Source organism: Bradyrhizobium glycinis, from assembly GCF_016031655.1.
Taxonomy (GTDB): Bacteria; Pseudomonadota; Alphaproteobacteria; order Rhizobiales; family Xanthobacteraceae; genus Bradyrhizobium; species Bradyrhizobium glycinis.
This window is the reverse complement of the sequence record NZ_JACCHQ010000023.1, coordinates 13,889-40,218: the sequence shown is the minus strand read 5'-3', so window position 1 is coordinate 40,218 and position 26,330 is coordinate 13,889. Positions and strand designations below refer to the sequence as shown.

The window sequence follows — 26,330 nt, the reverse complement described above, 5'->3', positions numbered from 1 at the left end:
AAAAGACCTCGGTTCAGCCAAGAGTCAGGGCGAACGACTTCAATCTTCGTCGCCGACGATTGCTCTAAGTATTTGATTTTGAGTAATTTTCGCGATGAGCCAAAGTGTCTTTGGAGCGGGCCTCGCGGCCTGTCGATTCTGTCCTGACCGGTTGCCCGGAGCCCAGAGAGCCATGGAAGAATTTTACCGCATTCGCCGCCTTCCGCCTTACGTGTTCGAGCAGGTCAACCGGGCCAAGGCGGCTGCGCGCAATGCCGGCGCCGACATCATCGACCTGGGCATGGGCAATCCGGACCTGCCGGCGCCGCCCCATGTGCTGGAGAAGCTGAAGGAGACGCTCGGCAAGCCGCGCACCGACCGCTACTCGGCCTCGCGCGGCATCCCCGGGCTGCGCCGGGCCCAGGCCGCCTATTACGCCCGCCGCTTCGGCGTGAAGCTGAACCCCGACACCCAGGTCGTGGCGACGCTGGGCTCGAAGGAAGGTTTTGCCAACGTGGCGCAGGCGATCACCGCGCCCGGCGACGTCATCCTCTGTCCGAACCCGAGCTACCCGATTCACGCCTTCGGCTTCTTGATGGCGGGCGGCGTCATCCGCTCGGTGCCTTCGGAGCCGACGCCGCAATTCTTCGAGGCGGCGGAGCGGGCGATCGTGCATTCGATCCCCAAGCCGCTCGCGCTCGTCGTCTGCTATCCTTCCAACCCGACCGCCTATGTCGCGAGCCTGGACTTCTACAAGGACCTTGTCGCCTTCGCCAAGAAGCACGAGATCCTGATCCTGTCCGATCTCGCTTATGCCGAGGTCTATTTCGACGAGAGCAACCCGCCCCCCTCGGTGCTGCAGGTGCCGGGCGCGATGGACTGCACCGTCGAGTTCACCTCGATGTCGAAGACCTATTCGATGGCCGGCTGGCGCATGGGCTTTGCGGTCGGCAATGAGCGCGTGATCGCCGCGCTCGCACGCGTCAAATCCTACCTCGATTACGGCGCGTTCACGCCGGTGCAGGTCGCGGCGACCGCGGCGCTGAACGGCCCTGACGATTGCATCAAGGAGATGCGCGACACCTACCGCAAGCGCCGCGACGCGCTGGTGGAATCGTTCGGCCGGGCGGGGTGGGAAATCCCGCCGCCGGAAGCCTCGATGTTCGCCTGGGTGCCGCTGCCGGAGGCCTTCCGCAGTATCGGCAGCATGCAATTCGCCACCCTGATGGTGGAGAAATCCGGCGTCGCGGTCTCGCCCGGCGTCGGCTTCGGCGAGCATGGTGAAGGATATGTCCGCATCGCCATGGTGGAAAACGAGCAACGGATCAGGCAGGCCGCGCGCGGCGTGCGCCGCTTCCTTGAAAGCGGGATCGAAACGTTGCACAACGTCGTTCCGCTCGCCAATCGGCGTTGAGTTCTCTTCGGCAGGTTTTCTAAGACATCATGGTTGCACCCCTGAAAGTGGGTATAGCGGGGCTCGGCACCGTGGGCGCCGAAGTTGTCCGTTTGATCGAGACGCAGGCGCGCGTGCTCGCGGGCCGCAGCGGCCGCGGCATCCGTGTCGTTGCCGTCACCGCGCGCTCGAAGGCGAAGAAGCGCGGCATCGACCTGCGCGGCGTCGAATGGGCGAAGGATCCGATGGCGCTCGCCACGCATCCGGACGTCGATTGCTTCGTCGAGCTGATGGGCGGCGCCGGCGATCCCGCGCTGTCGGCGGTGGACGCCGCGCTCGGCGCCGGCAAGTCGGTCGTCACGGCCAACAAGGCGCTGCTCGCCAAGCACGGCCTCAAGCTAGCCAAAGCGGCTGAAAAGCACGGCGGTGCGCTGAATTTCGAGGCAGCGGTCGGCGCCGCGATCCCCGTCATCAAGACGTTACGTGAAGGCCTTGCCGGAACCGGTATCAACCGCGTCTACGGGATCCTCAACGGCACCTGCAATTACATCCTGACCCGGATGGAGCAGGAGGGCCTGTCCTTCGCCGAATGCCTCAAGGACGCGCAGCGGCTCGGCTATGCCGAGGCCAATCCGTCCTTCGACGTCGACGGTCACGATACCGCGCAGAAGCTCGCCATTCTCGCCAGCCTCGCTTTCGGCACGAAAGTTGCTCAAAGCGCCGTGTATGTCGAAGGCATCTCATCGATCGCGCCGGAAGATCTTCGCGCCGCTGCCGATCTCGGTTACCGCGTCAAGCTGCTTGGTGTTGCCGTTCGCACCGCCAAGGGCATCGAGCAGCGCGTGCATCCGACCATGGTGCCGAAATCCTCCTCGATTGCGCAGGTGATGGGTGTCACCAATGCGGTCACGATCGATGGCGAAGGCGTTCCGCCGATCACGCTGGTCGGTCCCGGCGCGGGCGGTGCCGCGACCGCATCCGCCGTCGTCGCCGACATCGCCGACGTCGCGCGCGGCATCCGCGCCAATCCGTTCGGCCGGCCGATCGCGCAGCTACGCGACACCAAGAAGGCGCCGATGGAGCGTCACGAGGGCGGCTATTACATCCGCCTGCTCGCGCGCGATTTCCCCGGCACGGCAGCCGCGATCGCGACGCGGCTTGCCCAGCAGAAGATTTCGATCGAGTCGATCGTGCAGCGTCATCCCAATGGCGGCGCTGCGCCCGCTGACGGCAAGGCGGTTCCCGTGCCCGTCATCCTGATCACCTATGCCACACACGAGGATGCCGTGCGCCGTGCGCTCGCCGCCGTGCAGAAGGACAAGGTGATCAGCGGACGGCCGCAGGTGATCCGGATCGAGAAGAACTAGAGCATGACCTCGGAAAAGTGTTGAGCGGTTTTCCGGAAAGGTCATGCTCGAACCATAAGGCGGTCGTTCGGTCGAACGAACCGTGGGCGTTGTAAGTTAGCGCGGGCAGGAATCCTGCCCAGAAACGTTTCGAAGGAGTAAGCCGATGTCGACCCATATTGAAGTGCCCCCGCACGCCTTGCTCGAGCGCATTCTCACGCTGGAGATCGTGCGGGTGACGGAGCGGGCGGCGGTGTCGTCGGCGCGGTTGCGCGGCCACGGCAACGAGAAGGCGGCCGACCAGGCCGCCGTCGACGCCATGCGGCGCGAGCTCAACAAGCTGCCGATCCAGGGCACCATCGTGATCGGCGAGGGCGAGCGCGACGAGGCCCCGATGCTCTATATCGGCGAGCAGGTCGGCCTCAAGGCAGGTCCTGAGGTCGATATCGCGGTCGACCCGCTCGAAGGCACCACGCTGTGCGCCAAGAACATGCCGGGCTCGATCGCCACGATGGCGATGGCCGACGGCGGCACGCTGCTGCACGCCCCCGACGTCTACATGCAGAAGCTCGCGATCGGCCCCGGCTACGACAAGGGCGTCGTCGATCTCGATGCCTCGCCGGCCGACAATGTCCGTCGCCTCGCCAAGGCCAAGGGCGTCAAGCCTGATGGCATCACCGTTCTCGTGCTCGATCGTCCGCGCCATGCCGACATCATCGCCAGCGTGCGCTCGACCGGCGCGGCCGTGCGCCTGATCACCGACGGCGACGTCGCCGGTGTGATCCACTGCGCCGACCCCGACAACACCGGCGTCGACATGTATCTCGGCACCGGCGGCGCGCCGGAAGGCGTGCTGGCCGCCGTGGCGCTGCGCTGCATCGGCGGCCAGATGCAGTGCCGCCTCATCCTCGACTCCGAGGAGAAGCGCGAGCGCGCCGCCAAGATGGGCGTCAACGATCCCAAGATGATCTACGGCATCGAGGACATGGCGCGCGGCGACTGCCTGTTCGCCGCCACCGGCGTCACCACGGGCTCGCTGCTCTCGGGGGTCAAATTCCGCAAGGACGGCGTGATCGAGACCGAGACGGTGGTGATGCGCTCCGTCACCGGCACCGTGCGCTACATCAAGGCCGAGCACCGCGAGCTGGCGAAGTTCCATCTGGATTGAGCAATACAATAACGATGGCCGTCATTCCGGGGCTCGCGAAGCGAGAGCCCGGAATCCATAACCACAAGTCGGGGTTATGGATTCCGGGCCTGGCCCTGCGGGCCATCCCGGAATGACGAGCGTGGAGGAAGCGCCCATGTCCGATCTCTCCGCCGTCAAAGCCCTCGTCTTCGACGTGTTCGGCACGGTCGTCGACTGGCGCACCAGCCTGATCACCGACTTCATGTGGTGGGGCAAGCAGCGCGGCATCAGCGCCGATTGGACCGCGCTGGTCGACGGTTGGCGCGGCATGTACATGGCCTCGATGGACGACGTGCGCCAACATCCCGAGCGCGGTTACGTCATGCTCGATGACCTGCACCGCCGCTCGCTGGACAAGCTGGTCGCGCAGTTCGCGATCAAGGGTCTCACCGAGTCCGATCTCGATTACCTCACAATAGGCTGGCACCGCCTGCATCCCTGGCCTGATAGCGTCGCCGGCCTGACGCGGCTGAAATCAAAATTCGTGATCTCGCCGCTCTCGAACGGCAACGTCGCGCTGCTCACCAACATGGCGAAGTTTGCTGGCCTGCCCTGGGATCTCATCCTATCGGCCGAGCTGTTCGAGCATTACAAGCCCGATCCGGAAACCTATCTCGGCGCCGCGCGCCTGCTCTGCCTCAAGCCGGATCAGGTGATGATGGTCGCCGCCCACAATGGCGATCTCGCCGCCGCCCAGAAGAACGGATTGAAGACCGCCTTCGTGGCGCGGCCGACGGAGTATGGCCCGCTCCAGAAGGTCGATTTCGAAGCAACCGGCCATTGGGACATCGTCGCGAAGGATTTTGGCGGCATCGCCGACAAGCTCGGATGCTAGGATGGGCAAGGGGATTCCCGAGCAATATCGACATCTGCGAACCTTCGCGTTCGGCGACAGCCCTGCGCTGGCGGACGAATTGGTCGAGCTCGTTATCAAGGGCGTCAAGACCGCGACGTGCAGCACCGAGGACGAGCCGAACACGTCTGCGCCCGGTGAGCGCTGGGTCGTGCTCGACGGGCGAGGAGAGCCGCGCTGCGTCATCGAATCCGTCGAGGTGACATACCGGCGCTTCAACGAGGTCGACGATGCGTTTGCTTATGACGAGGGAGAAGGCGACCGGAGCCTTGCTTTTTGGCGCAGTGCCCATCAAAACTATTTCGGCAGGCTCGGACGCTATAGCGACGACATGATGCTGATGTGCGAGCGTTTTCGCCTGGTCGAGGTCTTCGGCGATGCCGAGACCGATCGCTAGCTACGAAGCCGCGATCGGCAGTTCCGGATTGCTCGATGAGCTGCGGGAATTCGATCCCCGTGTCGTCGGGACGCTGCCCTTGGGGCTCTCGACGCCGGCGAGCGATATCGATGTCGTCTGCCACGTTCTGGACGTGGCAGCTTTCGCCGAAATGGTCTGGCGACGATACCGCTCCTGTGACGGGTTTGCGCTCTACCAATGGTGCTCCAGCCGACGGCCGGTGGTCGCCCGCTTCGAATGGGACGGCTGGCCGTTCGAGCTGTTCGGCGATCCCCGTCCGGTCGATCAGCAGGAAGGCTGGCTGCACTTCGAGATCGAGCGGAGATTGCTCGCGCTCGACGACGGGCGCCTGCGCAAAGCGGTGGCCGAACACAGGGCGCGCGGGATGAAGACCGAGCCTGCGTTTGCCGCCGTGCTCGGCATTGTCGGGGATCCGTATTCCGGATTGCTTGCATTGGGCCGGGAGAGCGATGCTCACCTGCGGGCCCGCCTGGATTGCCTGTAAGGTTCGCCTCGTGGGACCGCACATCCGGGCGGCCCGCGCCGCCCGGATCTGAACCGATAGCTATAACGTCATCTTCATCGGCTCTGGATAGTAGCGGAAACCATCTCCGGCCTTGGCGACATGGCCATAGCCTGGCCAGGCGAAGTGATAGGACATCACCGGGATCTTGTTGGCGGCCAGCATTGTCAGCAGCTTGACGCGCGACTCGGCCGCCTGCTTCGGGTCGGAATCGTAGGAGAACTCCATCCGCGGCTTCTCCAGCAGCAGCACCGAATGGTGCGAGAGATCGCCGAGGAAGGCGAACGACTTGCCTGCCGATGAGACCATGAAGATGGTGTGGCCGACGGTGTGGCCGGGCGCCGCGATCGCCTGCACGCCCGGCAGGAATTCCTCGCCGTCCTTGAAGAACTTGATCCGATCCCGGACCGGCAGCAGGTTCTTGCGGGCGTGGACGACGAAATCCTTGGCCGCGCTGCCGAGCTTGCCTTCGTCGGTCCAGAAGTCGAAATCGCTCTGGGCAATGTAAACTTGCGCGTTGGGGAACAGCGGCTTGCCGCCCTCGTCGACGATGCCGCCGATGTGATCGATATGGGCATGCGAGCACACCACGGCATCGATGTCCTCCGGCTTGATGCCGGCCTCCGTCATGCTCTTCTGCTGCCGTCCGGTGCTGGCGCCGAACATCTTCGATGAGCCCATGCCGGTGTCGAACAGGATGAGCTTGTCGCCGGTGTTGACGATCGGGGAATTCTGTTCGAGCACGACATTGTCGGGCGACAGGAAATTGTCGGCCAGCATCTTCTTGACCTCTTCCTTGGGAACGCCGGTGAAGGTCCCGGAGGGATCGCCGAGCGGAAGCGGTCCGTCGGATACCACGGTCACCTCGGCATCGCCGAGAATGAAGCGGTGCCAGTAGGGCGTTTGGGTGCCGAGCTTGGGCGCCCGCGCCATCGCGCTGTTGCCGAGCATGGCGCTGGCGCCCAGACCGGCGCCGAGTGCGAGTAGGGACCGACGCGAGACGTCGAATGTCATTCGTTTCCTCCGCTTTCGTCTTTTGTTTTGCGCAATCGTTCGCGGTAAGCGGCCGCCTGCTCCGCCATGTGGCCGGAGGGCGGCGGAAAGCATGCTGCGCCGGTTGCGACAAGGTAGCAAGTGGAATTACTTGGCACTGCACGCTGAACGAGAACGATAGCCGGAGCGTGAAAGCGACGTGCAAAGGCAGGCTGGGCCAAGGCGCGGACTTGCGCGTCACGCAATTCTCAACGTGACGTCACTGCCTTCCGTCTCGGCAAAGCCCGCCTGCAGCACCTCTTCGCGCTTGTGGCGGAGATGCGCCCGCAGGATGTGGGCGAGGCCGACGCCGTCGCGCCGCTGAAGGGCGTTGAGGATTGCCTCGTGCTCCTTCACCGCGAGCTCCCAGCGCTGCGGCGTCATCGGTGTGACGTAGCGCGCGCGCCGGATCCGCGCGGTTACCGAGGCATAAAGCCCGGCGAGCACGGGATTTCCGGCTGCGGTCACGATGGCCTCGTGAATGGCGCGGTTGCCGCGATAGTACTGGATCAGGTCGCGCTCGTGAAAATGCCGCACCATGTCCGCATGCGCGGCGGCGATCGCGTCGATCTCGGCGTCGGTGATGCGCTCGCAGGCGAGCTCGCCGGCGAGGGCCTCCAATCCCTGGCAGACCTCGAAGAGGTCGCGCATGTCCTTGTCGGTCAGCTTTGCCGCGCGCGAGCCGCGATGCGGCAGCAGTTGCACGAGCCCTTCCGCGGCCAGCACTTTCAGCGCCTCACGCAGCGGCGTGCGCGAGATCTCGAGCCGCTCGCACAGCTCGCGCTCGGGAATCCGCGCGCCCGGCGGGATTTCGCCGTCGAGCAGGATGGCGCGGATGCGGCCGACAACCTCCTCGTGAAGCATGGAAGCGCTCCGTTTTGAATGCAAAAGCGAGATTTATCTGGCGATATTCGGAAGTTTCGGCTTGCTAATCGCAAATTTTGCATTCAAAAATGTAAAAAACAAGAGGACATGAGGAAATGGACCTGGCTGCGGAGGCGGACGACCTCGTTTTTGAATGCAAGGACGGCATCGGGCGGATCACCTTCAACCGCCCGCAGGCCCGCAATGCCTTCACCTTCGCCATGTACGAGCGGCTTGCCGCGATCTGCGAGGAGGCCAACCTCGACCATGCGATCAAGGTGCTGGTGCTGCGCGGGGCCGGCGACAAGGCCTTCGCGTCCGGCACCGACATCAATCAGTTCCGCGAATTCAAAACGTCCCAGGACGCCATCGACTACGAGAGCCGCATCGATCGCGTGCTGACCACGCTCGAGCAGTGCCGCGTCCCGACGATCGCGGCGGTCAACGGGTTCTGCACCGGCGGCGGGGCCGGCATTGCTGCGGCCTGCGACCTCCGCATCGGCACGAAAGCTGCGAAGATCGGATTCCCCATCGCCAGGACGCTCGGCAATTGCCTGTCGATGTCCAATGTCAGCCGTCTCACCGCGCTGATCGGCGCCGCGCGCGTCAAGGATCTCATCTTCACCGCGCGCCTCGTCGACGCCACGGAGGCTGCAAGCGTCGGGCTGCTCGGCGAGGTCGTCGACGATCTTGCCGCGCTCGAACGACGCGCAGACGAGGTGGCCCGGCTCGTCGCGAGCCATGCGCCGCTGACGCTGAATGCGACCAAGCAGGCTGTCAGCCGTCTGCAACGCCGGCTGACGCAGGACGAGGGCGAGGACCTCATCCTGATGTGCTACACGAGCCAGGACTTTCGCGAAGGGCTCGATGCTTTCCTCAACAAGCGCGCGCCGCAATGGCGCGGCCAATAGGACGGGCCGATGCAAAGTTCGCAATCCACCTCTCGCCGTTCGGGACCGCTGGCCGGGCTCAAGGTCATCGACCTCACCCACGTCATGGCGGGACCGACCTGCACCCTGATGCTCGCCGACATGGGCGCCGACGTCATCAAGATCGAGAAATGGCCGAACGGCGACGACACCCGCCATTCGGTGCCGCCGAAGATCGGCGACGAGGCTGCCTCGTTCCTGATGATGAACCGCAACAAGCGTGGCATCGTGCTCGATCTGAAGACCGACGGCGGTAAAGAGGTGCTGCGCCGGCTGATCGCCGATGCCGACGTGCTGGTCGAGAACTTTGCGCCGGGCGCGATGGAGCGTCTCGGCTTCGGCTACGAGGCGCTGCACGCGGAATTCCCGGCGCTGATCTATTGCTCGCTGTCGGGCTTCGGCCGCACCGGCCCCTACAAGCATCGCAGGGGATTCGACCTCGTCGCGCAGGCCATGAGCGGCATCATGAGCTTTACCGGCGAGCGGCCCGACGGTCCTCCGGTCAAGTGCGGACCGCCGCTGTCCGACATCACCGCCGGTCTGCTTGCGAGCATGGGCATCCTTGCGGCCTACACCCATCGTCTCAAGACCGGCGAAGGGCAGTGGGTCGAGACCTCGCTCTATGAAGCTGCGCTGGTGCAGACCTATTGGCAATCGACCATCGCGCTTGCCGCGGGCACCGCGCCGCGCGCGATGGGCTCGGCCCATCCGCTCAACGCGCCGTATCAGGCGTTCGAAGCCTCGGATGGCTGGCTCGTGGTCGGCGGCGCCAACAAGAAGCATTGGCTGTTGATGCTGGAAGCGCTTGGCGCGAGCGAGCTCGCCGATGATCCGCGCTTCGTCACCGGTGCCGATCGCATGGCGAACCTGAAACAGCTCGAAGCCGTCCTGAGCGAGCGCTTCCGCACCAGGTCGCGGGCGCATTGGCTGGCGGCGCTGGACGAGAAGGGCGTGCCGTGCGGCCCCGTGCACGACATGCTGGAGGCCCTCAGCGATCCGCAGACGCTGGCGCGCGAGATGGTCGTCGAGGTCGAGCACTCCACGCTCGGGCCCGTCAAGACGATCGGGCTTCCCATCAAGTTTTCGGAGACCCCGGGCAAAGTGCGCTCAGGCGCACCGGTCTATGGTGAGCACACGCGAGAGGTTCTGGCCGAGCACGGGTTCGACCAGTCACGAATCGAAGCGCTCGAAAAAGAAGGCGCGATCGTCTCGGCCCTGGGAAGACGCGAGGAACACGTCGCCTGACCGGACGTCGATACGACAACAACAAAAGATAAAAAATCAGCTGGAGGAAATCATGGGTCGGACGTCAACATTTCTGCTCTCCGCCGCCGCAGTCGTGCTCGCCGGCACCATGCCGGCGCTCGCCGCCTGGCAACCGCAAAAGCCGATCGAGTTCGTGGCCACCGCCGGCCCCGGCGGCGGCACCGACAATCTCGCGCGCGCGGTGCAGAACATCATCACCAAGCACAAGCTGACGGATCAGCCGATCGTCGTCGTCAACAAGGGCGGCGGCAGCGGCGCCGAGGGCTATGTCTACGGCAAGGCCTCCGCCGGCGATCCCTACAAGGTGATCTTCGGCACGTCGAACGCCTGGCAGCAGCCGCTCGTCTCCAAGGTCGCCTTCAACTACACCGATCTCACCCCGATCGCGGCGATGGCGCAGGACGAGTTCCTGCTCTGGGTCAAGCAGGACGCGCCATACAAGACCGCGGGCGATTATCTGAAGGCGGCCGCATCGGGCGAATTCAAGATGGGCGGCGCGCAGTCCAAGGACACCGACGAGGTGCTGACGCGCATGATCGAGAAGGTCGGCAAGATCAAGCTGACCTACATCCCCTTCAAGAGCGGCGCCGAGACCGCGGTGCAGCTTGCCGGCGGCCATCTCGACTCCCACGTCAACAATCCCAGCGAAAGCCTCGGGCAATGGCGCGGCGGCACGCAGCGACCGCTGTGCGTGTTCAGCCCGAAGCGGCTGCCGCAGGGGCCGAAAATCACCGCGACCGAAGGCTGGAGCGACGTTCCGACCTGCGTCGAGCAGGGCCTCGACATCAAGCAATACGAGCAGCCGCGCACCGTGTGGCTGCCCGGCAAGGTCACGCCGGAGCAGGCCGCGTTCTATGTCGACCTCATGAAGAAGGTGCAGGCAACGCCGGAGTGGAAGGACTATATCGAGAAGACCTCCCAGGTCGACACGTTCCTGACCGGTGCCGAGCTCGAAAAATTCATCAAGGAGGACCTCGAGCACGTCAAGCAGGTCGCAGGCGAGCAGGGCTGGCTGGTCAAGTGAGGCCGAGGATGGGCTTCGATCGCGCGGCCAATTGCAGCCCAGGTCCTCATCCTGAGGAGCCCGCCGGAGGCGGGCGTCTCGAAGGATGGCCGCAGATTCTATGTCGCCTGGAGCCGTCCTTCGAGACGCGCGCCAAAGCGCGCTCCTCAGGACGAGGATCGTTTCGCCGGAGCCGCCCATGATCTCTCGCCGCGCGCTTGAACTTGCCACCGCCGTGCTCACCGGCAGCTTCGGCGTGGCCGTCGTCGTTTCCAGTCTCGACAACGGCATCGGCTGGTCGAGCGCAGGCGTCGACGCCGGCACGTTCCCGTTCCTGACCGGGATCATCGTCGTGCTCGGCAGCCTCTACAATCTGGGGCGAGGCCTGCTGCCGGCCGCGACGCTCGCAAACGTTCCCATCGCGATCACGTCGATCGAGCTGCGCCGGCTCGCCGGCCTGTTCGTGCCGGCTGCGATCTTCGTCGCCGCGATCCCGCTCGCCGGGATGTATGTCGCCTCGGCTCTCTATGTCTTCGCGGTGCTGGCGATCCCCCGGCACCAATCCGTGCCGCGCGCGCTCGCCATGGCAGCAGCCACGGCGCTCGCGCTCTACCTCGTGTTCGAGCGCATGTTCCAGGTCAGCCTGCCGCACGGCGCGCTCGCCGCCGCCTTCGGGTTTTGACGGAGGGCCCGATGGACAATCTCCAGGAGCTCCTGCACGGCTTCACCATCGCGGTCACGGCGCCGCATCTGGCCCTGATGGTGGTCGGCGTGCTGCTCGGCATTCTCGTTGGCGTGCTGCCGGGGCTGGGCGCGCCGAACGGCGTGTCGCTGCTCCTGCCGCTCACCTTCGGCATGCAGCCGGTGTCGGCGATCATCCTGCTCTCCAGCATGTATTGGGGCGCGCTGTTCGGCGGTTCGGTCACTTCCATCCTCTTCAACATTCCCGGGGAGCCGTCGTCGGTCGCAACAACCTTCGACGGCTATCCGATGGCGCGCGACGGCCGGCCGACCACGGCGCTCGCGACCGCCTTCGGCTCGGCGGCGTTCGGCGCCCTGGTCGGCGTCATCCTGATCACCTTCCTTGCCTCCTGGGTGGCGCAGGCTGCGCTCGCGTTCGGGCCGGCCGAGTATTTTGCGGTCTATTTTCTCGCCTTTGCCAGCTTCGTCGGCATGGGCGGTGCGGCGCCGATCAAGACCGTCGTGGCACTTGCGCTCGGCTTTGCCATCGCCGCTATCGGCATCGACACCGTTTCCGGCAGCGTGCGCCTCACCATGGGCGTGGACGAGCTGGTCAAGGGCGTGAGCTTCGTCGTCGCGGTGATGGGCCTGTTCGGCATCGGCGAGCTCTTGGTCGCGGTCGAGGAGGAATTTCACGCCCGCGCGGTCTCCTCGACGATCGATTGGCGCGAGGTGTTTCGTGCCGTCGGCCGCCTGCCGCGGCATGGCGTTGCCCTTCTGCGCAGTGCCGCGATCGGCTGCTGGATGGGCATCACGCCGGGCGGCCCGACCGCGGCCTCCTTCATGAGCTACGGCATCGCGCGGCGCTTTTCACGCCGCGGCCGGCATTTCGGCACGGGCGAGGTCGAAGGCGTCATCTCGCCGGAGACAGCCGATCATGCCGCCGGGACCAGCGCGCTGCTGCCGATGCTCTCGCTCGGCATTCCCGGCTCGGCGACCGCGGCGGTGATGATGGGCGGGCTGATGATCTGGGGCCTCAATCCCGGGCCGATGCTGTTCGTGGACCAAAAGGATTTCGTCTGGGGCCTGATCGCCTCGATGTATGTCGGCAACATTGTTGCCGTCGTCCTGGTGCTACTGACGGTGCCGGTGTTCGCCGCCTTGATGCGGATTCCCTTCGTGGTGATCGCGCCGCTGATCGTGATCATCTGCGTCGTCGGTGCCTATTCGGTGTCGAACTCCTATCTCGACGTCGTCATGATGCTCGGCTTCGGAATCGTCGGCTATCTCTTCAAGAAGCTGTTCTACCCGCTGGCGCCGCTCGTGCTCGCGATCGTCATCGGCGACAAGGCCGAGGACGCCTTCCGGCAGTCGATGCTGATTTCCAAGGGATCACTCGGCATCTTCTTTGCGAACAAGCTGGTCACGTGCCTGATCGTGGGCGGCATCGCGCTGCTGCTGCTTCCGCTTCTGTTGCAGCTGACGCGGCTCTGGCGCAAACCCGCATCCGCCGCGACCGATGCGCCAGTCCAGGAAAGGGCAATCATATGACCGCGAAGCCGCTCATTGCATTGGCAATGGGAGATCCCGCCGGCATCAGTCCGGAGCTGACGGCGAAGCTCGTGGCGCAGGACGAGATCCGCGCGCGCTGCCGGCTCGTCGTCATCGGCGACCGCCGCATCTTCGACGAAGGCGCGCGCATTGCCGGCGTCAAGCCGGAGCTGAAGATGATAGAGCAGGGCGGCGATCTTCGCGCAGCGCAGGAAGATGCGCTGTTCGTCGATCTCCGCCACCTTGACCCCAGGGAGGTCGAGCCGAAGACCGCGACCCTTGCCGGCGGAAAATTTGCGCTGGCCAATTACAGGCATGCCCTCGAGCTCGGCCGCGACGGCCATGTCGACGCGGTCTGTTTCACCCCCTTCAACAAGCAGGCGATGCGCCTTGCCCGTGCCGAGTACGACGACGAGATCGCTTTCTCGGCCGAAATCGTCGGTCTCAAAACGCTGGCGAGCGAATTCAACGTGCTGGATCGACTCTGGAACGCACGGGTCACGTCGCACATCCCGCTCAAGGACGTCGCTGCAAAGCTGTCCGGCGAACGCATCCATCGCGCACTCGAGCTGACCGATTCCTGCATGCGCAACGCCGGCTTTGCACGGCCGCGCATCGCGGTCGCAGGCCTCAACCCGCATGCCGGCGACGGCGGCAATTTCGGCCGCGAGGAGATCGACATGATTGCGCCGGTGGTCGCAGCAGGCCAGCGCGAGGGCATTGCCGCGGAGGGACCGTTTCCCGCCGACACGGTGTTCCTGCGCGCCAAGGCCGGCGCCTTCGATGCCGTGCTGACGATGTATCACGACCAGGGCCAGATCGCGATGAAGCTGATGGGTTTCGATCGCGGCGTGACCTTGCTCGGCGGCTTCCCGTTCCCGATCTGCACGCCCGCGCACGGCACCGCCTACGACATCGCGGGGCAAGGCATCGCCTCGATCGGCGCCAGCCGCGCCGCGCTGCTGCTCGCAGCGGAGATGGCTGGGCGCACCGGCTGATCTGCACGCAACAAGGAACGCAGCTTGACTACGCTCGTCTTGCGTGCAGGATTAGACTTTCGGGAAATAGTGGAAACTTCCACCGCTGCGACGAGTTGGCGTGCCATGGACAATCTCCATGTCGGAGCTGGAACATGGTCGACGAAGGCCCGCTACGAACAGCGGTGGACACCGCTTGGTGCGTGTACCGCGCGCGGCATCAGGATGTCGATGCTGCGGATGGCCGTCGCTGCCTGCTCGAGCGTCATCTGCAAGGGAGACGGGAAGCGCGCGAGAGAAACGGTGATGCCCAGGAACTCGCAGCATTCGGGCTCGCCTATCTCGAACGGCTCTCTGATGACGAATGTTGAGGCTCATTGAGAGGCGCATCTGCCGCCTGGCGAGCGCAAGCGCAAGGCCGGATTGGACGTTGCTCGCGATATCAAACCTTCTATCCGCAGCTGTCGTGCTGATCCTGCTGTCAGCAGTGTAGTGGGCTCCGATGCGCATCGCCCAGCTTGCTCCGCTGGCCGAAAGCGTCCCTCCGAAGCTTTACGGCGGCACCGAGCGGGTGGTGGCCTGGCTTGTGGACGAGCTTGTCGAGCTCGGCCACGACGTCACGCTCTTCGCCAGCGGCGACTCCCGAACGACAGGCAAACTCCACCCAGTGTGGCCACGCGCGCTGCGTCTCGGCCGAAAGGGCGCCGATCCGAGTGCTGCCTGCGCGATGCTGCTGGAAGCGATCGCGAGACGAGCCGGGGACTTCGATGTGATCCACTCGCATGTCGACTGGCTGCCACTGCCGTTGCTCAGTCGCCTTGGCGTGCCGTTCCTGACGACCATGCACGGGCGCCTCGACTTGCCAGGCTTGCCTGACGTGGTTCGGCAGTTCCCCGAGGCGTGCTTCGTGTCGATTTCCGATCACCAGCGCCTGCCGCTGCCGGATGCGAAATGGGTGGGAACGATCCAGCACGGGCTGCCGTCGGAGCTGTTGCAACCCTCCTACGAAGAAGGGTCCTATCTGGCGTTTCTTGGCCGCCTCACGGAAGACAAGGGGCCAGAAGACGCCATCCGCATCGCACACGCAGCCCGGATGCCTCTCCGCATCGCAGCGAAGATACCGCGCGCCGAGACGGCCTATTTCAGAAAGCACCTGCAGCCCCGCATCGACGGTGAGAAGATCCAGCTTGTCGGCGAAGTCGATGACGCCCAGAAGCAGCCGTTCCTTAGCCGAGCCGCTGCTCTGTTATTTCCGATCGCCTGGCCGGAGCCTTTCGGGTTGGTGATGATCGAGGCGATGGCCTGCGGAACGCCCGTGATCGCCTACCGCTCCGGCTCGGTTCCTGAGGTCATCGAGCACGGCCTGACCGGTTTCATCGTCGAGAACGAGGAGCAAGCCGTCGAGGCGATCAGCGAATTGGGCAAGCTGGATCGGAGGAGGGTGCGCGCCCGTTTCGAGGAGCGGTTCACTGCACACCGAATGGCGCGACAGTATGAAGACCGATATCGTGAGCTGATTGCTGCGTGATGGCAGGCCGGCCCGAGCCTCAGAGGCGCGCGAGCCATTTTGCGAACGGCGTCGCCCCGAGCCGTGCCTCGCCGAGCGGGTTCAGCGACGTGTCGTCGATGGGGGCGCCGTAATACAGCGCCTTCGGATCTCCGATCACGGGGCGTGGGTCGCCGGACGCCCTCAGGCGGCGTGCGATGAATTCATTGAAGGGGGCCTTCTCAGGGCCAGCGATGTCGATCGTGCCGTTGAGCGGCCGGCCGGTTGCGACCTCTGCGAGGCGATCGACGACGTCGTCGGCCGCGATCGGCTGAAACTGAGCCGTGGGAACGACGATCTTTCCATCGATGGTGCTTGTGTCGGCAATGGCCGCGAGGAATTCGAAGAACTGGGTGGCGCGCACGATCGAGTAGGGCACAGAGGCGGACTTGATGACCGTTTCCTGCGCCAGCTTGGCACGGAAATAGGCGTTGTCGGGCGAGCGGTCGGTGCCGACGATCGAGAGCGCCACGTGGTGCCTCACGCCTGCTGCGGCCTCCGCCGCGACGAGATTCTCGCTCGAGCGCTGGAAGAACGCGAGCACCGCTGCCGGTTCCCAGGACGGCGCGTTGGCGACGTCGACGACCACATCCGCGCCCGAAAGCGCTGCGGCAAGGCCTTCCCCGGTCACGGCGTTCACGCCCGATCTCGGCGAGGCCGCCACCGCTTCGTGGCCTTGCTGCTTGAGCTTCGCCACCAGTCTTGATCCGATCAATCCGGTTCCGCCGATCACGACGATCTTCATGGCTTGCCTCCCTGCGATTGCGGAGCCCGAGATGCTGCTGCCAGCTCCAGCTCTCCCACCAACGCCCCTCAACGATCCGGACATGTCTTACCCGAGCAATCAGGGCAAGCTCTTGTCCGAAACGCGCTTGCCTTGCCGAAAAATGCTTCAGAGAGAACGTTACGGCACGGCACGATTGTTCAGCGATCATTCCCCTAAGTCTCGGGGATCAGTGGCCGCTCAGCACCAGTGTCTTGACCGGCAACAGCAGCGCTTGAATGCGCAACAGAAGGGCATGTACGAGGCCGGTGGCATCGACGACGTGCAGGGCAAATCCCCTCAGCGTGCTGGTCTTGGGGTCTGCAATCACATCGTGGTTGCTCGTATAGGCGTTGACGATGCAGGTCGAGCCTGGCGTGACGCCCTCCAACCCGTTCTTATAAAGCGGTTCCAGAAACACCAGGATCGTGCCGGGTTGCCGCAGGTTTTGCGGATCGACGAGCTGTTCGCCCGAGCGGAATTGACCCGCGGCGATGTAGTCCTGCACGCCTGTGATCACGAGCGGAATGATGACCCAAGGCTTCGAGATGCAGGTCGCCTCCGCAACCATGCCGGGGCGCATGACCTGGGCTTCGATCTGACCGAAGCCGGCCTGCAATGCGCGCCGTCCGGCGCCCTCCGGAATCAAGAGGCCTGCCGGTCGCATCATCTGGTTGACGACGTCGCCCGGACGCAGAAGGAATTGCTCCACCCGTCCATCGACGCCGGCCCGCACGAAGGTCTTGTCGAGGTCGACTTGTGCCTCTGCCATGGCCGCCTCGGCGCTCGCCTTCTCGGCGGGCAGAAGCGTCGAGACCCGCAGTGCCGCAGCCTCCTTGGCGGCATTGGCGGCATCGATGCCCGCCTGCCGCTGATCGACAGTGACCTGGAGTTTCTCGATGTCGCGCTGTGGCACGATCCCGGGATTGCGGCGCTGCAATTCGCTCTTGGTGTCGAGCTCATCCCTGGCTTGCTGCCAGGCCGCCTTCGCTTCTCCGATCTGGGCTTCCGCTTTGACCACATCGGCCCGCGCGCTGATCAGCGAAGCATCGACTTCGGCGACCTTTCGTTTCGCCGTTTCGAGCGCCGCCTGCTGCTTCGTACTGTCCAGCCGGAAGAGGACGGCGCCTTTCTTCACAGGCGCGCTGTAGTCGACGTTGACCTCGGCGACGCGGCCGGCCACTTCGGGCAGGATCGGCACGGTGCGGAAGTAGAGCGCCGCCGAATTGGTCGAAGGATGATAGTAGAAGATCATGGTGATCAGCGCGACGGTCAGCATCAGACAGCCGGTGATGCCCCACCTCAGCTCATACCAGACCGAGTAGAGCGTGATTTCCTGTCCGAACCGCTTGTTCTGCCGATAGCGGCGATAGAGGTAGTCCGGCAGGATCGTCACGAGCGAGCAGAGCAGGAGCTCAAGCATGACCTTGAACTCCCTCGTTCGACGTGCTCTTGTGGCCGGAATTGCCGGTCGGCCCGGCGTCGGGTGCCAATTGAGGCGTCTGCGGCGCTGCATCGGCGATCCGCTCCACTGAGCCGGCGATGGTGCGCAGCGGAGTCGAGAAGTCCGGCAGGTCGATCATCGCGAGCAGGAGGCCTGCGATCCAGAAGATGTGCATGTGCGTGAAGAGCGAGATGAGGCCGAGCACGGCGACGATCTCGAATTGCAGCTTCTGCGATTTGTGCGCCATGCGCTCCGGAAGGCTGTGCAGCTTCCAATAAAGCGTGCCTACCCACAACACGATGACGATGAGGAAGATGGCCATGACGACCATCAGGGCATCCGACCCGTCAGGCCCAGGCACGAAGAACGGCAAATGGTGGGGCGCTGCCGGATGTGTTTGTTCGCTCAAGCTTGTTCTCCCTGCCAGAAGAAGCCTGAGAGCCCACGATGAGGCTCTTGCATTGACCAGCATAGTTCCCCAACACGGGAGCTGGAGCAAGGAGTGCGTCGAGACGGCGTTGCGTTCAGTGTGTGCTAGATCGCCGCGCTCAATGACCTGATCCAGAGACAGTTACCGCACACGGACAACTGCACCGCCGCATTGGCTCTCGCCGGTGCTTAGGAGATTGCGGCTAATTTGCCCGACGTGTCAAAGCCGCTCGGCTGACGAAAAACACCAGAGAAAACAATCCCATGGCTACTGTGCATGGGGTTGTTTTATGGGTTTTGGTCGGGGCGGACCCGCTCTCCTCACGCCCCGCAGACGATCACGCCGTACCAGCCGAGCCCGCGATAGGTCTCGTAGCCCGGGGTGGCATGGAACGCGACCAGCGTGCCGGTGCGTTCCTGATAGAAGCCGGAGCGCTGGCCGTTCAGCGACAGCGAGATGCGTTCGCTGAGGATGCCCTGGCCGTCGGACGCCGCGATCACGCGAAAATTCGAATCGACCAGCAGCACGCGCGCCTTGTCGCTGTCGCCGACGCGCACGCCCTGCACGATGGCGCGGGCCTGTGGCTCCCAGTCGAAATGGATGGCGAGCACCCCGATCGGCGCGCCGTTGGCCTGGCCGCCGGCGCGGACGCTGGCGCAATAGGTCGCGACCTGCGCATTGCCGAGCAGCGGCTGGTTCTCGACGTCACCGGCGACATAGTCGTCGCCGGAGCGCAAGGCCCGCGCGTCGCGAAACCATTTGGTGTGGGCGACGTTCTGGCCGGCGACACGGAAGCGGTCGGCGCGTCCGTTGGCGATGACGTTGCCGTCGAGGTCGCAGAGCCAGAGGTCGAGATAGACGGTGTAGGCCCCGAGGATCACGCCGAGGCGCTGCGAGGCATGGGAGACGGCCGCGGCACTGGGCGAGGCCGCGCAATCGACCACGGCGGAATCGGTCGCCCACCAGCGCACGTCGCAGGTGCGTTCATAGAGATTGCGGTCGATCAGCTCGATGGCGTTGAGCGACAGGTCGACCATCCGCTCGCCGCGGGAGCGCTGGCTCATGCGGTCGATCGAGGCGACGAGATCGCCTGTGCGCTTCGTCAATTGGGTCTCGAGCTCGCGGGCGATGGTCTCGACCTGCTGGCCGACGCCGCGCACCTCCTGCGCCACCACCGCAAAGCCGGCTCCTTGCGCGCCGGCGCGCGAGCTCTCGATCAGCGCGTTCAGCGCCAGCATCTTCATCTGGTTGGTGATCTGCTGGATCGACTTGGTCTTGTCGACCGCGATCTGGTTGACCTCCGCGGTGAGGCGGTTGATCAGCGCGGAGATGTCGGAATCATCGTCCGTGGGTTCGGTGGCAATCGGCTTGGCTTTCAGACCCAGCGCAGCAGACATCGAGGACTTCCCTTGGCAATGAGGTCTGATCTGCAATGAACCCGGAACAACAAATTACAGATCGAATACGATTCTTTTTCGAGGATTCCGCCTAACGCCTGCTTAATTTGCTGTTTTGCGAGATGCCTAAATGATAGTCACTCCGGCCTGCGAGCCGGCCATCCACCGCTTTGTGCGTCCCGGCCGTTGCAAATCGCCCGGGTTTCCCAGCCAATCCTTTCAAGCCAGTCCAGGCCGCGAGCGTGATCGCCCGGACCCGAGTTCCCAATCGATAGCCCTCGTCATGACGCCTCCCGCATCCGCACTCCCTGTCGAAGCGCCACAGGCATTCCTGGGCGTCGCCCGCTCGCTCACCGACAAGCTGTGGCGCGATCGGCTCGATGCGCGCGGGGCGGCCCAGGCGCTCGCCATCGTGCAGCGGCACCAATTGCCGGAGCTGCTGGCGCGGGTGCTGGCCGGCCGTGGCGTCGACATCGACGCCGTCGCCGACTTCCTCGATCCGACCATCCGAAAGCTGCTGCCGGACCCATTCACGGTGACGGAGATGGAGGCCGCCGCCAAACGCATCGCGGATGCCGCGACCAAGGGCGAGCAGGTCGCGATCTTCGGCGATTACGACGTCGACGGTGCGACCTCGGCGGCGCTGCTGGCCTGGCATCTGCGCCATTGCGGGCTCGATCCGCTGATCCATATTCCCGACCGGATTTTCGAGGGCTACGGCCCGAACACCGAGGCGGTGCGGGCGCTCGCCGCGAAAGGGGCAACGCTGCTCGTCACCGTCGATTGCGGCACCACCAGCATCGAGCCGCTCGCCGAGGCGAAGCGCCTCGGCATGTCCGTGGTCGTGATCGATCACCACCAATGCGGCCTCGATCTCCCCGAGGTCGACGCGCTGGTCAATCCGAATCGGCCCGATGATCTCTCGGGCCTCGGTCATCTCGCCGCCGTCGGCCTCGTGCTGGTGACGCTGGTCGCGGTCAATCGCGAGCTGCGCCAGCGCGGCTTTTGGAACGCGGAGATGCCCGAGCCGGATCTGCTCGGGATGCTGCATCACGTCGCGCTCGGCACCGTCGCCGACGTCGCGCCGCTGATCGGTCTCAATCGCGCCTTCGTCGCCAAGGGGTTGATCGCGATGCGTCGGCGCGACCATGTCGGCCACACCGCGCTGATGGACGTGGCGCGGCTCAACGGCCCGCCGGAAGCTTGGCATCTGGGCTTCATGCTGGGCCCGCGCGTCAATGCCGGCGGCCGTATCGGCCGCGCCGATCTCGGCGTGCGGCTGCTGCTCGAAGGCGACAGCGTCGAGGCGGCGCGGATCGCGGCCGAGCTCGACCGTCTCAACAGCGAACGTCGCGTCATCGAGCAGGCGGCGGAGGCCCAGGCCGAAGCCGAGGCGCTGGCCTCGATCGGGCTGGAGGACAAGCTCGCCGTGATCGTCACGGCCTCGGAAGGCTGGCATCCCGGCGTGGTCGGCCTCGTCGCCTCCCGCCTGAAAGAGAAGTTCTCGCGGCCTGCCTTTGCCATTGCGCTGGAGCCGGGAGGCATCGGCACCGGCTCGGGCCGCTCAATCGCCGGCGTCGATCTCGGCAAGGCGGTGCGGCAGGCGGTCGCCGATGGCATTCTGCTCAAGGGCGGCGGCCACGCCATGGCCGCGGGCGTGACGCTGCGCAAGGACAAGCTCGCCGAATTCCGCGCCTATATCGAGACCGCGCTGGCGCGCGACGTCGCCGAGGCGCGCCACGTCAACGAGCTCTATATCGACGGCGCGGTCTCGGCGCGCGCGGTGACGCCGGAGCTGGCGACGATTCTCAACCGCGCCGGTCCCTTTGGCAGCGGCAATCCGGAGCCGGTGCTGGCGCTGCCGGCGCACCAGCTCGTGTTTGCCGACGAGGTCGGGCAGGCGCATCTGCGCCTGCGTTTCAAGGCGGGCGACGGCGCCATCGTCAACGGCATCGCGTTCCGTTCGGTCGGCCAGAAGCTCGGCCATGCGCTGCTCGCCAATCGCGGCCAGCAGATGCATGTCGCGGGCTCGTTGTCGGTGGACCGTTACCAGGGCGCCGAGCGCGTGCAATTCCGTGTCGTGGACGTTGCGCTGCCGGATCAGGGGCCATCCGTGATCAGGTAACGCAAGATCCGACCAGATCATGTGCTAGATACAGCTCACGCAAACAACAAGAATGGGAGTGAGCATGGCAGGGCAGGTTGAGGGCAATGTCGCACTGGTGACGGGCGGCGCCTCCGGCATTGGCGAGGCGACCGTCGAGCTGTTCGCGCGTGAAGGCGCTACGGTCATCGCGACCGACATCGACGAGCTGAGGGGCCCCGAGCTCGTCAGGCGCATCACCAAGGCCGGCGGCAAGGCGGTGTTCCTGGAGCAGGACGTCACCAGCGAAGAGCGCTGGATCGAGGTCGTCGCCGAGATCGCAAAGCGCTTTGGCCGGCTCGATGTGCTCGTCTCCAATGCGGGTATCGGCATTTCCGTGGCCTCGATCGTCGACATGACGCTCGCCGACTGGCGCAGGCAGAATGCGATCAATCTCGACGGCGTGTTTCTTTCGGTCAAGCATTGCCTGCCCTTGATGCGCAAAACCGGCGGCGGCTCGATCGTCATGATGTCCTCGCTGGCGGGCCTGCGCGGCTCGCCCGGATTGTCGGCCTATTCGGCGACCAAAGGCGGCGTGCGGCTGTTCGCCAAATCCATCGCGATGGAATGTGCGGCCGCGGGCGATGGCATCCGGGTCAATTCGGTTCACCCCGGCATCATCGATACCCCGATCTGGGGCAAGATCCCGACGGGGGCGGCTGGCGCCGGCCAGAACGCCCCGATCGATCCGGAGGAGCGGGCTCGCGTCGTCACGCCGCTCGGCCGCGCCGGCCAGGCCGCGGAGATCGCCGCGGGCGTGCTGTATCTCGCCTCCGATGCCTCGCGCTACGTCACCGGCAGCGAGCTCGTCATCGACGGCGGCATGAACGCCGGCGGCGTGCCGCGGCGCGCTTGAGCTGCGCAGGGCAGGGTGGCGGCCGCAGGGGCTGACGCGCAGGCGTCAGCCCTGTACAAGATGGGCAATAACCAACCGACAGAGGTATTGCTCGCCATGGCGCACAGCCTTCACGCGTCCTCACCCGCGCCCGCGCCATTCCGCTCGAACCGGCCGGATCTCGCCACCGATGCGATCCGCACCGCGCGCGAGGATCTGGCCGCCTGCTTCCGCATGGCCGCGCGCAACGGCTTTGAAGAAGGCATCTGCAACCATTTCTCGGCCGTAGTGCCCGGTCATGACGATCTCTTCCTCGTCAATCCCTATGGCTATGCCTTCCGCGAGCTGACCGCGTCAAAGCTCCTGATCTGCGATTTCCACGGCAACGTGCTCGACGGCGAGGGCGTGCCCGAGGCGACCGCGTTCTACATCCATGCCGAGATGCACAAGCGCCTGCCGCGCGCCAAGGTCGCGTTCCACACGCACATGCCCTACGCCACGGCGCTGTCGATGACCGAGGGCGATCCCCTGATCTGGGCCGGCCAGACCGCGCTGAAATTCTACGGCCGCACCGCGGTCGACCGCCATTACAACGGCCTCGCGCTCGACAGCCGCGAAGGCGCGCGTATCGCCTCCGCCGTCGGCGATGCCGACATCGTCTTCATGAAGCATCACGGCGTGATGGTGCTGGCGCCGACCATCGCGGAAGCCTGGGACGATCTCTATTATCTCGAGCGCGCCGCCGAGGTGCAGGTGCTGGCGATGTCGACGGGGCGGAAGGTGCTGCCGGTGGATCCCGCCGTTGCGGCCGAGACTTACAGGCAGATGCGCGAGGGCGATTCCGAATCCGCTCGGCTGCATCTCGCTGCGATCCGCCGGCAGCTGGATGCGGAGGAGCCGCAGTATCGGCACTGACCACGGCGTCATTCCGGGCCGCGAAGCGCGGGCCCGGAATCCATCGTGCAGCAAGCGAGGCGGTGGAATGGATTTCGGGTTCGCGCCAAGTGACGCGCCCCGGAATGACGGAGTTCTATGATCCCTGCCGCAGCTTCGCGAGCACCTTCAACCCGCCATAGCCGTCCGCCGGCGTGATGCCGGCCCGCTGCTGAAACTCCTTGACTGCCTTCATGGTGTCGTTGCCGACGCGGCCGTCGGTGCCGCCGGTGTCGAAGCCGGCTTTGGTGAGGCGCGTCTGCATCTCCTGCACCTCGGCGAGCGTCAACGCACGCTCGGAGCCCGGAAAGGGCTGGATGAAGGGCGGAGCTCCCAGGCAGCGATCGCCGAGATGGCAGATCGCAAGCGCGTAGTTCATGGAAGGGTTGTAGCTCTTCACCGAGTAGAAGTTCGGTCCGAGCAGGAAGGTCGGTCCGCCCGCAACCGGCGTCCACATCTGCGCGGATGCGTTGGGCTGCGGAAACGGTTGGCCGTCGGCGCGGCTGACGCCGGCCGCCTGCCAGGCCGCATAGGTACGGCTGCCGCTCATGTTGGCGGGCGCGCGCACCTCGTAGCCCCAGTGCTCGCCGCGGTGCCACTTACCGCGATTGACGAGATATTTTGCGGTCGAGCCCAGCGCGTCGTCGGGCTTGCCGAATGGCGAGACCTTGCCGTCGCCGTCATAATCGATGCCGACATTGAGCCAGACTTCCGGCATCCATTGCGAATGGCCCATCGCGCCGGCCCATGATCCGCGCATCTCCTCAGGCGTGCTCCAGCCCTTGTCGACGATGCGCAATGCGTTGATCAGCTCGGTCTCCCAATAGGCCTTGCGGCGCGGCTCGTTCCAGGCGAGCGCGGCGAGCGAGGGAAATACCGGTCTCATGTGGTTCTGCTGCACCAGCGGATCGCCATAGGCGGACTCGACGCCCCACAGCGCCAACAGTGTGCCGCGCTCCACCCCGAAATCGCGCTCGATGCGGGCGAACAGCGCCTCGTTGTTCTTCAGCGCGATCTTGCCATTGATGATGCGCCAGTCCGAGACGCGGCGGTTGATGTACTGCCAGACCTGCTCGCGGAATTCGGGCTGGTTGCGCATCTGCGCAAACACGCTCATGTCCGGCTCGATCCGTCCCATCGCGCGCTGCCACGTCGCGGCGGCAATACCTTTTGCCATCGCGCGCGCACGAAAGCCCTCACGCCATTCCTCGAAGCCGGGAGGCGCGGCGAGAGCGCGGGGGGGAAGCGCGAGCAAAGCGGTTGCACCGAGCGTCGACTGGAGCAGGGCGCGGCGTGTGTGAAGGGGCGAGGAATCAGTGTGCTTCATGGGCGCATTCTAGCCGGAAACATGGCACGCGTGAGTCGGTTCCGAAACTGCAACGTGCGTGGATCGCGTCGACCGTTCCACCGGAACAAGTGTCGCACTCCCGCATTCCCTCCACGCCAGGAGGAGGAGAAGAATCGGCCGTGGTCGGGCCGGCCTTCTTTTTTCATCGAAACACATCGGGGTGGAATGAAGATACGCACGCATGCCGAAAGCCATATCGTCGAACTCGACGATGGATCGCTATGGAAGATCTTTCCCGGCGACCTCGCGACGACGCTGAGCTGGAAGCCCGAAACTGATTTGCGTCTCGAACCGAGCGCTGAGCGGGTGAGTTCGCATGTGCTGGTCAATCCAGCCGACCAGACCCGTGTGCGGGTGATCGCGGCGTATGAGAGCTGGCCGGACGGCGCAGTCAAGAACGCCTTGAAAGACGGCTAGCACTGCGGCCGCGACAGCCGCGATGGCGGCTCTCTAGTCTTCCTGCAGTTCAGCCGCGATTCCGGCAAGCCAGCGCCGGATCGTGGTTTCAGCCCTTGAATCCAGATTGCGAGCGAGGCGCTTTTCCAATTCGAGCACACGCTGCCGGCACGCTTTCAAAAGAGTCGCGCCGCGCGACGTCAGCGTCCATTGCTGGATGCGGCCGTGAACGGGATGAGGCGTCATCGCAATCGCGCCGTCGCGTTCGAGATTGCGGATGATGACGCTGACGGTCTGGGGCGTCAGGAAGGTGAGGCGGGCGACATCGGCCCCCGACAAGCCCGGATAGGCGTTCAGCATCGTCAGCACCGCGAATTGCGGCGAGGTCACGCCGAGATCGGCGAGCGTGCGCTCCATCGTCAGCCGAACTGCGGCGTGGGCCTGGCGCAGCAGATAGCCGAGATAGCCTTGTTCGCCGCGCTTGCCTTCGCCCGGCGCGGGGACATGCACCGCACTGGCTGCAACGGCCTTGCGTCCCGATTGCGATTTCGTGACATTCGTCTTGCGCGACATATAAGAGCTCTTATAAGATATCCGAGCTCTTATAATAAGCCGAGGTGAATGGCAATGTCACACGCCCGCAGCGAATATGAAGATTTTAAGCGGATCGCGCCCGATGCGTATGATCTGGTGCTGGCGCTGGGCCAGCTTGCGGCCAAGGCCGGCCTCGACAAGCAGCTGCTCGAGCTGGTCAAGCTGCGCGCCTCGCAGATCAACGGCTGCGCGTTCTGCGTGCAACACCACGTCCTGCTATCGGAACGGATCGGCGTTCCCGTCGACAAGCTCCATCTGGTCGCGGTCTGGCGCGAGGCGCCGATCTTTTCGTCGCGCGAGCGGGCCGCGCTCGCCTGGGCCGAGGCGCTGACCTGTCTGCCTGACGGCATCAGCGAGGAGGTCTACGCCGAAGCGTCGGGTGAATTCTCCGAGACTGAACTGACGTACCTGACCTCAGCGGTCGCCTCGATCAACGTCTGGAACCGTTTTGGTGCGGCGTTTCGCTGGACGCCTGCAAAGCGGCCGGTCGCAGCGGCCGCCGCTGCATCCTGATGGAG

At 65.0% G+C, this 26,330-nt stretch carries 27 protein-coding genes; 19 read left to right on the top strand and 8 right to left on the bottom strand.

Annotated features, from left to right (window positions below; translation table 11 throughout):
* The first annotated feature begins 172 nt into the window (after positions 1–172).
* The 6 genes from HZZ16_RS27470 to HZZ16_RS27445 all read left to right on the top strand — a co-directional run bounded on the left by HZZ16_RS27470 (position 173) and on the right by HZZ16_RS27445 (position 5,662).
* Positions 173–1,393, top strand: a complete 1,221-nt coding sequence (locus HZZ16_RS27470) for an LL-diaminopimelate aminotransferase (RefSeq protein WP_197952957.1) — start codon at positions 173–175, stop codon at positions 1,391–1,393.
* A gap of 29 nt (positions 1,394–1,422) precedes the next feature.
* On the top strand, positions 1,423–2,739 hold the full coding sequence (locus HZZ16_RS27465; RefSeq protein ID WP_197952956.1) for a homoserine dehydrogenase: 1,317 nt from the start codon (positions 1,423–1,425) through the stop codon (positions 2,737–2,739).
* Positions 2,740–2,884: 145 nt separating this feature from the next.
* Entirely contained in the window at positions 2,885–3,886 is a 1,002-nt protein-coding gene (glpX, locus tag HZZ16_RS27460; protein WP_197952955.1) for a class II fructose-bisphosphatase, read from the top strand.
* A gap of 136 nt (positions 3,887–4,022) precedes the next feature.
* Positions 4,023–4,742 carry a haloacid dehalogenase type II gene (locus tag HZZ16_RS27455; protein ID WP_197952954.1) on the top strand — a complete coding sequence of 240 codons (720 nt, stop codon included), beginning with the start codon at positions 4,023–4,025 and terminating at the stop codon, positions 4,740–4,742.
* Between the two features lies 1 nt (position 4,743).
* A complete protein-coding gene (locus HZZ16_RS27450) occupies positions 4,744–5,157 on the top strand; it encodes an ASCH domain-containing protein (RefSeq protein WP_197952953.1) in 414 nt (137 codons plus the stop codon).
* The gene (locus HZZ16_RS27445; protein ID WP_197952952.1) at positions 5,138–5,662 is read left to right on the top strand and encodes a DUF4269 domain-containing protein; all 525 of its coding nucleotides are present in this window, start codon (positions 5,138–5,140) and stop codon (positions 5,660–5,662) included. Before HZZ16_RS27450 ends, HZZ16_RS27445 begins: the two co-directional genes overlap by 20 nt.
* A gap of 60 nt (positions 5,663–5,722) precedes the next feature.
* On the opposite strand, the gene HZZ16_RS27440 is transcribed toward HZZ16_RS27445, so the two are convergent.
* Both HZZ16_RS27440 and HZZ16_RS27435 read right to left on the bottom strand, forming a co-directional pair.
* Complete coding sequence (locus tag HZZ16_RS27440) at positions 5,723–6,694, bottom strand: MBL fold metallo-hydrolase (protein WP_197952951.1); 972 nt, start codon at positions 6,692–6,694, stop codon at positions 5,723–5,725.
* 216 nt (positions 6,695–6,910) lie between these two features.
* Positions 6,911–7,576, bottom strand: coding sequence for a GntR family transcriptional regulator (locus tag HZZ16_RS27435; RefSeq protein ID WP_197952950.1), 666 nt, complete (start codon positions 7,574–7,576; stop codon positions 6,911–6,913).
* A gap of 116 nt (positions 7,577–7,692) precedes the next feature.
* Between HZZ16_RS27435 and HZZ16_RS27430 the strand changes: the two genes are divergently transcribed.
* The 8 genes from HZZ16_RS27430 to HZZ16_RS27395 all read left to right on the top strand — a co-directional run bounded on the left by HZZ16_RS27430 (position 7,693) and on the right by HZZ16_RS27395 (position 15,511).
* Positions 7,693–8,487, top strand: coding sequence for an enoyl-CoA hydratase/isomerase family protein (locus HZZ16_RS27430; RefSeq protein ID WP_197952949.1), 795 nt, complete (start codon positions 7,693–7,695; stop codon positions 8,485–8,487).
* Between the two features lie 9 nt (positions 8,488–8,496).
* Positions 8,497–9,750 (top strand): CaiB/BaiF CoA transferase family protein, encoded by a 1,254-nt coding sequence (locus HZZ16_RS27425; protein ID WP_197952948.1) that lies wholly within the window; start codon positions 8,497–8,499, stop codon positions 9,748–9,750.
* 52 nt (positions 9,751–9,802) lie between these two features.
* On the top strand, positions 9,803–10,795 hold the full coding sequence (locus HZZ16_RS27420) for a Bug family tripartite tricarboxylate transporter substrate binding protein (protein ID WP_197952947.1): 993 nt from the start codon (positions 9,803–9,805) through the stop codon (positions 10,793–10,795).
* 178 nt (positions 10,796–10,973) lie between these two features.
* The gene (locus HZZ16_RS27415) at positions 10,974–11,456 is read left to right on the top strand and encodes a tripartite tricarboxylate transporter TctB family protein (protein WP_197952946.1); all 483 of its coding nucleotides are present in this window, start codon (positions 10,974–10,976) and stop codon (positions 11,454–11,456) included.
* Between the two features lie 11 nt (positions 11,457–11,467).
* Positions 11,468–13,006 (top strand): tripartite tricarboxylate transporter permease, encoded by a 1,539-nt coding sequence (locus HZZ16_RS27410; protein WP_197952945.1) that lies wholly within the window; start codon positions 11,468–11,470, stop codon positions 13,004–13,006.
* Positions 13,003–14,004, top strand: coding sequence for a 4-hydroxythreonine-4-phosphate dehydrogenase PdxA (locus tag HZZ16_RS27405; protein ID WP_197952944.1), 1,002 nt, complete (start codon positions 13,003–13,005; stop codon positions 14,002–14,004). The genes HZZ16_RS27410 and HZZ16_RS27405 overlap by 4 nt, the downstream gene beginning before the upstream one ends.
* A gap of 134 nt (positions 14,005–14,138) precedes the next feature.
* Complete coding sequence (locus tag HZZ16_RS27400) at positions 14,139–14,354, top strand: hypothetical protein (RefSeq protein ID WP_197952943.1); 216 nt, start codon at positions 14,139–14,141, stop codon at positions 14,352–14,354.
* Between the two features lie 131 nt (positions 14,355–14,485).
* Positions 14,486–15,511: a glycosyltransferase family 4 protein gene (locus HZZ16_RS27395; RefSeq protein WP_197952942.1), complete on the top strand. Its 1,026-nt coding sequence runs from the start codon at positions 14,486–14,488 to the stop codon at positions 15,509–15,511.
* Between the two features lie 19 nt (positions 15,512–15,530).
* Here the strand turns inward: HZZ16_RS27395 and HZZ16_RS27390 are convergent, their stop codons facing one another.
* From HZZ16_RS27390 to HZZ16_RS27375, 4 genes are all read right to left on the bottom strand, one after another.
* Entirely contained in the window at positions 15,531–16,274 is a 744-nt protein-coding gene (locus HZZ16_RS27390) for an SDR family oxidoreductase (protein ID WP_197952941.1), read from the bottom strand.
* 208 nt (positions 16,275–16,482) lie between these two features.
* The gene (locus tag HZZ16_RS27385; protein WP_197952940.1) at positions 16,483–17,715 is read right to left on the bottom strand and encodes an HlyD family secretion protein; all 1,233 of its coding nucleotides are present in this window, start codon (positions 17,713–17,715) and stop codon (positions 16,483–16,485) included.
* Positions 17,708–18,145, bottom strand: coding sequence for a hypothetical protein (locus tag HZZ16_RS27380; protein WP_246510466.1), 438 nt, complete (start codon positions 18,143–18,145; stop codon positions 17,708–17,710). Before HZZ16_RS27380 ends, HZZ16_RS27385 begins: the two co-directional genes overlap by 8 nt.
* 341 nt (positions 18,146–18,486) lie before the next feature.
* A complete protein-coding gene (locus HZZ16_RS27375) occupies positions 18,487–19,563 on the bottom strand; it encodes a methyl-accepting chemotaxis protein (protein ID WP_197952939.1) in 1,077 nt (358 codons plus the stop codon).
* A gap of 283 nt (positions 19,564–19,846) precedes the next feature.
* On the opposite strand from HZZ16_RS27375, the gene recJ reads away from it, so the two are divergent.
* The 3 genes from recJ (at position 19,847) to HZZ16_RS27360 (ending at position 23,456) form a co-directional block, all read left to right on the top strand.
* Positions 19,847–21,688 carry a single-stranded-DNA-specific exonuclease RecJ gene (gene recJ, locus HZZ16_RS27370; RefSeq protein WP_197952938.1) on the top strand — a complete coding sequence of 614 codons (1,842 nt, stop codon included), beginning with the start codon at positions 19,847–19,849 and terminating at the stop codon, positions 21,686–21,688.
* Between the two features lie 64 nt (positions 21,689–21,752).
* On the top strand, positions 21,753–22,562 hold the full coding sequence (locus HZZ16_RS27365; RefSeq protein ID WP_197952937.1) for an SDR family NAD(P)-dependent oxidoreductase: 810 nt from the start codon (positions 21,753–21,755) through the stop codon (positions 22,560–22,562).
* Positions 22,563–22,658: 96 nt separating this feature from the next.
* Positions 22,659–23,456, top strand: coding sequence for an aldolase (locus HZZ16_RS27360; protein WP_197952936.1), 798 nt, complete (start codon positions 22,659–22,661; stop codon positions 23,454–23,456).
* A gap of 115 nt (positions 23,457–23,571) precedes the next feature.
* On the opposite strand, the gene HZZ16_RS27355 is transcribed toward HZZ16_RS27360, so the two are convergent.
* A complete protein-coding gene (locus HZZ16_RS27355) occupies positions 23,572–24,801 on the bottom strand; it encodes a lytic murein transglycosylase (RefSeq protein ID WP_197952935.1) in 1,230 nt (409 codons plus the stop codon).
* A 186-nt stretch (positions 24,802–24,987) separates the two neighbouring features.
* On the opposite strand from HZZ16_RS27355, the gene HZZ16_RS27350 reads away from it, so the two are divergent.
* Positions 24,988–25,239: a hypothetical protein gene (locus HZZ16_RS27350; protein WP_197952934.1), complete on the top strand. Its 252-nt coding sequence runs from the start codon at positions 24,988–24,990 to the stop codon at positions 25,237–25,239.
* A gap of 33 nt (positions 25,240–25,272) precedes the next feature.
* Here HZZ16_RS27350 and HZZ16_RS27345 read toward each other — a convergent pair whose 3' ends face one another.
* Positions 25,273–25,791, bottom strand: coding sequence for a MarR family winged helix-turn-helix transcriptional regulator (locus tag HZZ16_RS27345; RefSeq protein ID WP_197952933.1), 519 nt, complete (start codon positions 25,789–25,791; stop codon positions 25,273–25,275).
* Positions 25,792–25,845: 54 nt separating this feature from the next.
* Here HZZ16_RS27345 and HZZ16_RS27340 point away from each other — a divergent pair, with 54 nt between their 5' ends.
* Positions 25,846–26,325, top strand: a complete 480-nt coding sequence (locus HZZ16_RS27340; protein WP_197952932.1) for a carboxymuconolactone decarboxylase family protein — start codon at positions 25,846–25,848, stop codon at positions 26,323–26,325.
* Positions 26,326–26,330: the final 5 nt, after the last annotated feature.

Bases quoted from the DNA above. Each gene is read 5' to 3' on its own strand.
- HZZ16_RS27470 (WP_197952957.1), top strand. From the start codon at position 173: ATGGAAGAATTTTACCGCATTCGCCGCCTTCCGCCTTACGTGTTCGAG.
- HZZ16_RS27465 (WP_197952956.1), top strand. From the start codon at position 1,423: ATGGTTGCACCCCTGAAAGTGGGTATAGCGGGGCTCGGCACCGTGGGC.
- glpX (WP_197952955.1), top strand. From the start codon at position 2,885: ATGTCGACCCATATTGAAGTGCCCCCGCACGCCTTGCTCGAGCGCATT.
- HZZ16_RS27455 (WP_197952954.1), top strand. From the start codon at position 4,023: ATGTCCGATCTCTCCGCCGTCAAAGCCCTCGTCTTCGACGTGTTCGGC.
- HZZ16_RS27450 (WP_197952953.1), top strand. From the start codon at position 4,744: ATGGGCAAGGGGATTCCCGAGCAATATCGACATCTGCGAACCTTCGCG.
- HZZ16_RS27445 (WP_197952952.1), top strand. From the start codon at position 5,138: ATGCCGAGACCGATCGCTAGCTACGAAGCCGCGATCGGCAGTTCCGGA.
- HZZ16_RS27440 (WP_197952951.1), bottom strand. From the start codon at position 6,694: ATGACATTCGACGTCTCGCGTCGGTCCCTACTCGCACTCGGCGCCGGT.
- HZZ16_RS27435 (WP_197952950.1), bottom strand. From the start codon at position 7,576: ATGCTTCACGAGGAGGTTGTCGGCCGCATCCGCGCCATCCTGCTCGAC.
- HZZ16_RS27430 (WP_197952949.1), top strand. From the start codon at position 7,693: ATGGACCTGGCTGCGGAGGCGGACGACCTCGTTTTTGAATGCAAGGAC.
- HZZ16_RS27425 (WP_197952948.1), top strand. From the start codon at position 8,497: ATGCAAAGTTCGCAATCCACCTCTCGCCGTTCGGGACCGCTGGCCGGG.
- HZZ16_RS27420 (WP_197952947.1), top strand. From the start codon at position 9,803: ATGGGTCGGACGTCAACATTTCTGCTCTCCGCCGCCGCAGTCGTGCTC.
- HZZ16_RS27415 (WP_197952946.1), top strand. From the start codon at position 10,974: ATGATCTCTCGCCGCGCGCTTGAACTTGCCACCGCCGTGCTCACCGGC.
- HZZ16_RS27410 (WP_197952945.1), top strand. From the start codon at position 11,468: ATGGACAATCTCCAGGAGCTCCTGCACGGCTTCACCATCGCGGTCACG.
- HZZ16_RS27405 (WP_197952944.1), top strand. From the start codon at position 13,003: ATGACCGCGAAGCCGCTCATTGCATTGGCAATGGGAGATCCCGCCGGC.
- HZZ16_RS27400 (WP_197952943.1), top strand. From the start codon at position 14,139: ATGGTCGACGAAGGCCCGCTACGAACAGCGGTGGACACCGCTTGGTGC.
- HZZ16_RS27395 (WP_197952942.1), top strand. From the start codon at position 14,486: ATGCGCATCGCCCAGCTTGCTCCGCTGGCCGAAAGCGTCCCTCCGAAG.
- HZZ16_RS27390 (WP_197952941.1), bottom strand. From the start codon at position 16,274: ATGAAGATCGTCGTGATCGGCGGAACCGGATTGATCGGATCAAGACTG.
- HZZ16_RS27385 (WP_197952940.1), bottom strand. From the start codon at position 17,715: ATGCTTGAGCTCCTGCTCTGCTCGCTCGTGACGATCCTGCCGGACTAC.
- HZZ16_RS27375 (WP_197952939.1), bottom strand. From the start codon at position 19,563: ATGTCTGCTGCGCTGGGTCTGAAAGCCAAGCCGATTGCCACCGAACCC.
- recJ (WP_197952938.1), top strand. From the start codon at position 19,847: ATGACGCCTCCCGCATCCGCACTCCCTGTCGAAGCGCCACAGGCATTC.
- HZZ16_RS27365 (WP_197952937.1), top strand. From the start codon at position 21,753: ATGGCAGGGCAGGTTGAGGGCAATGTCGCACTGGTGACGGGCGGCGCC.
- HZZ16_RS27360 (WP_197952936.1), top strand. From the start codon at position 22,659: ATGGCGCACAGCCTTCACGCGTCCTCACCCGCGCCCGCGCCATTCCGC.
- HZZ16_RS27355 (WP_197952935.1), bottom strand. From the start codon at position 24,801: ATGAAGCACACTGATTCCTCGCCCCTTCACACACGCCGCGCCCTGCTC.
- HZZ16_RS27350 (WP_197952934.1), top strand. From the start codon at position 24,988: ATGAAGATACGCACGCATGCCGAAAGCCATATCGTCGAACTCGACGAT.
- HZZ16_RS27345 (WP_197952933.1), bottom strand. From the start codon at position 25,791: ATGTCGCGCAAGACGAATGTCACGAAATCGCAATCGGGACGCAAGGCC.
- HZZ16_RS27340 (WP_197952932.1), top strand. From the start codon at position 25,846: ATGTCACACGCCCGCAGCGAATATGAAGATTTTAAGCGGATCGCGCCC.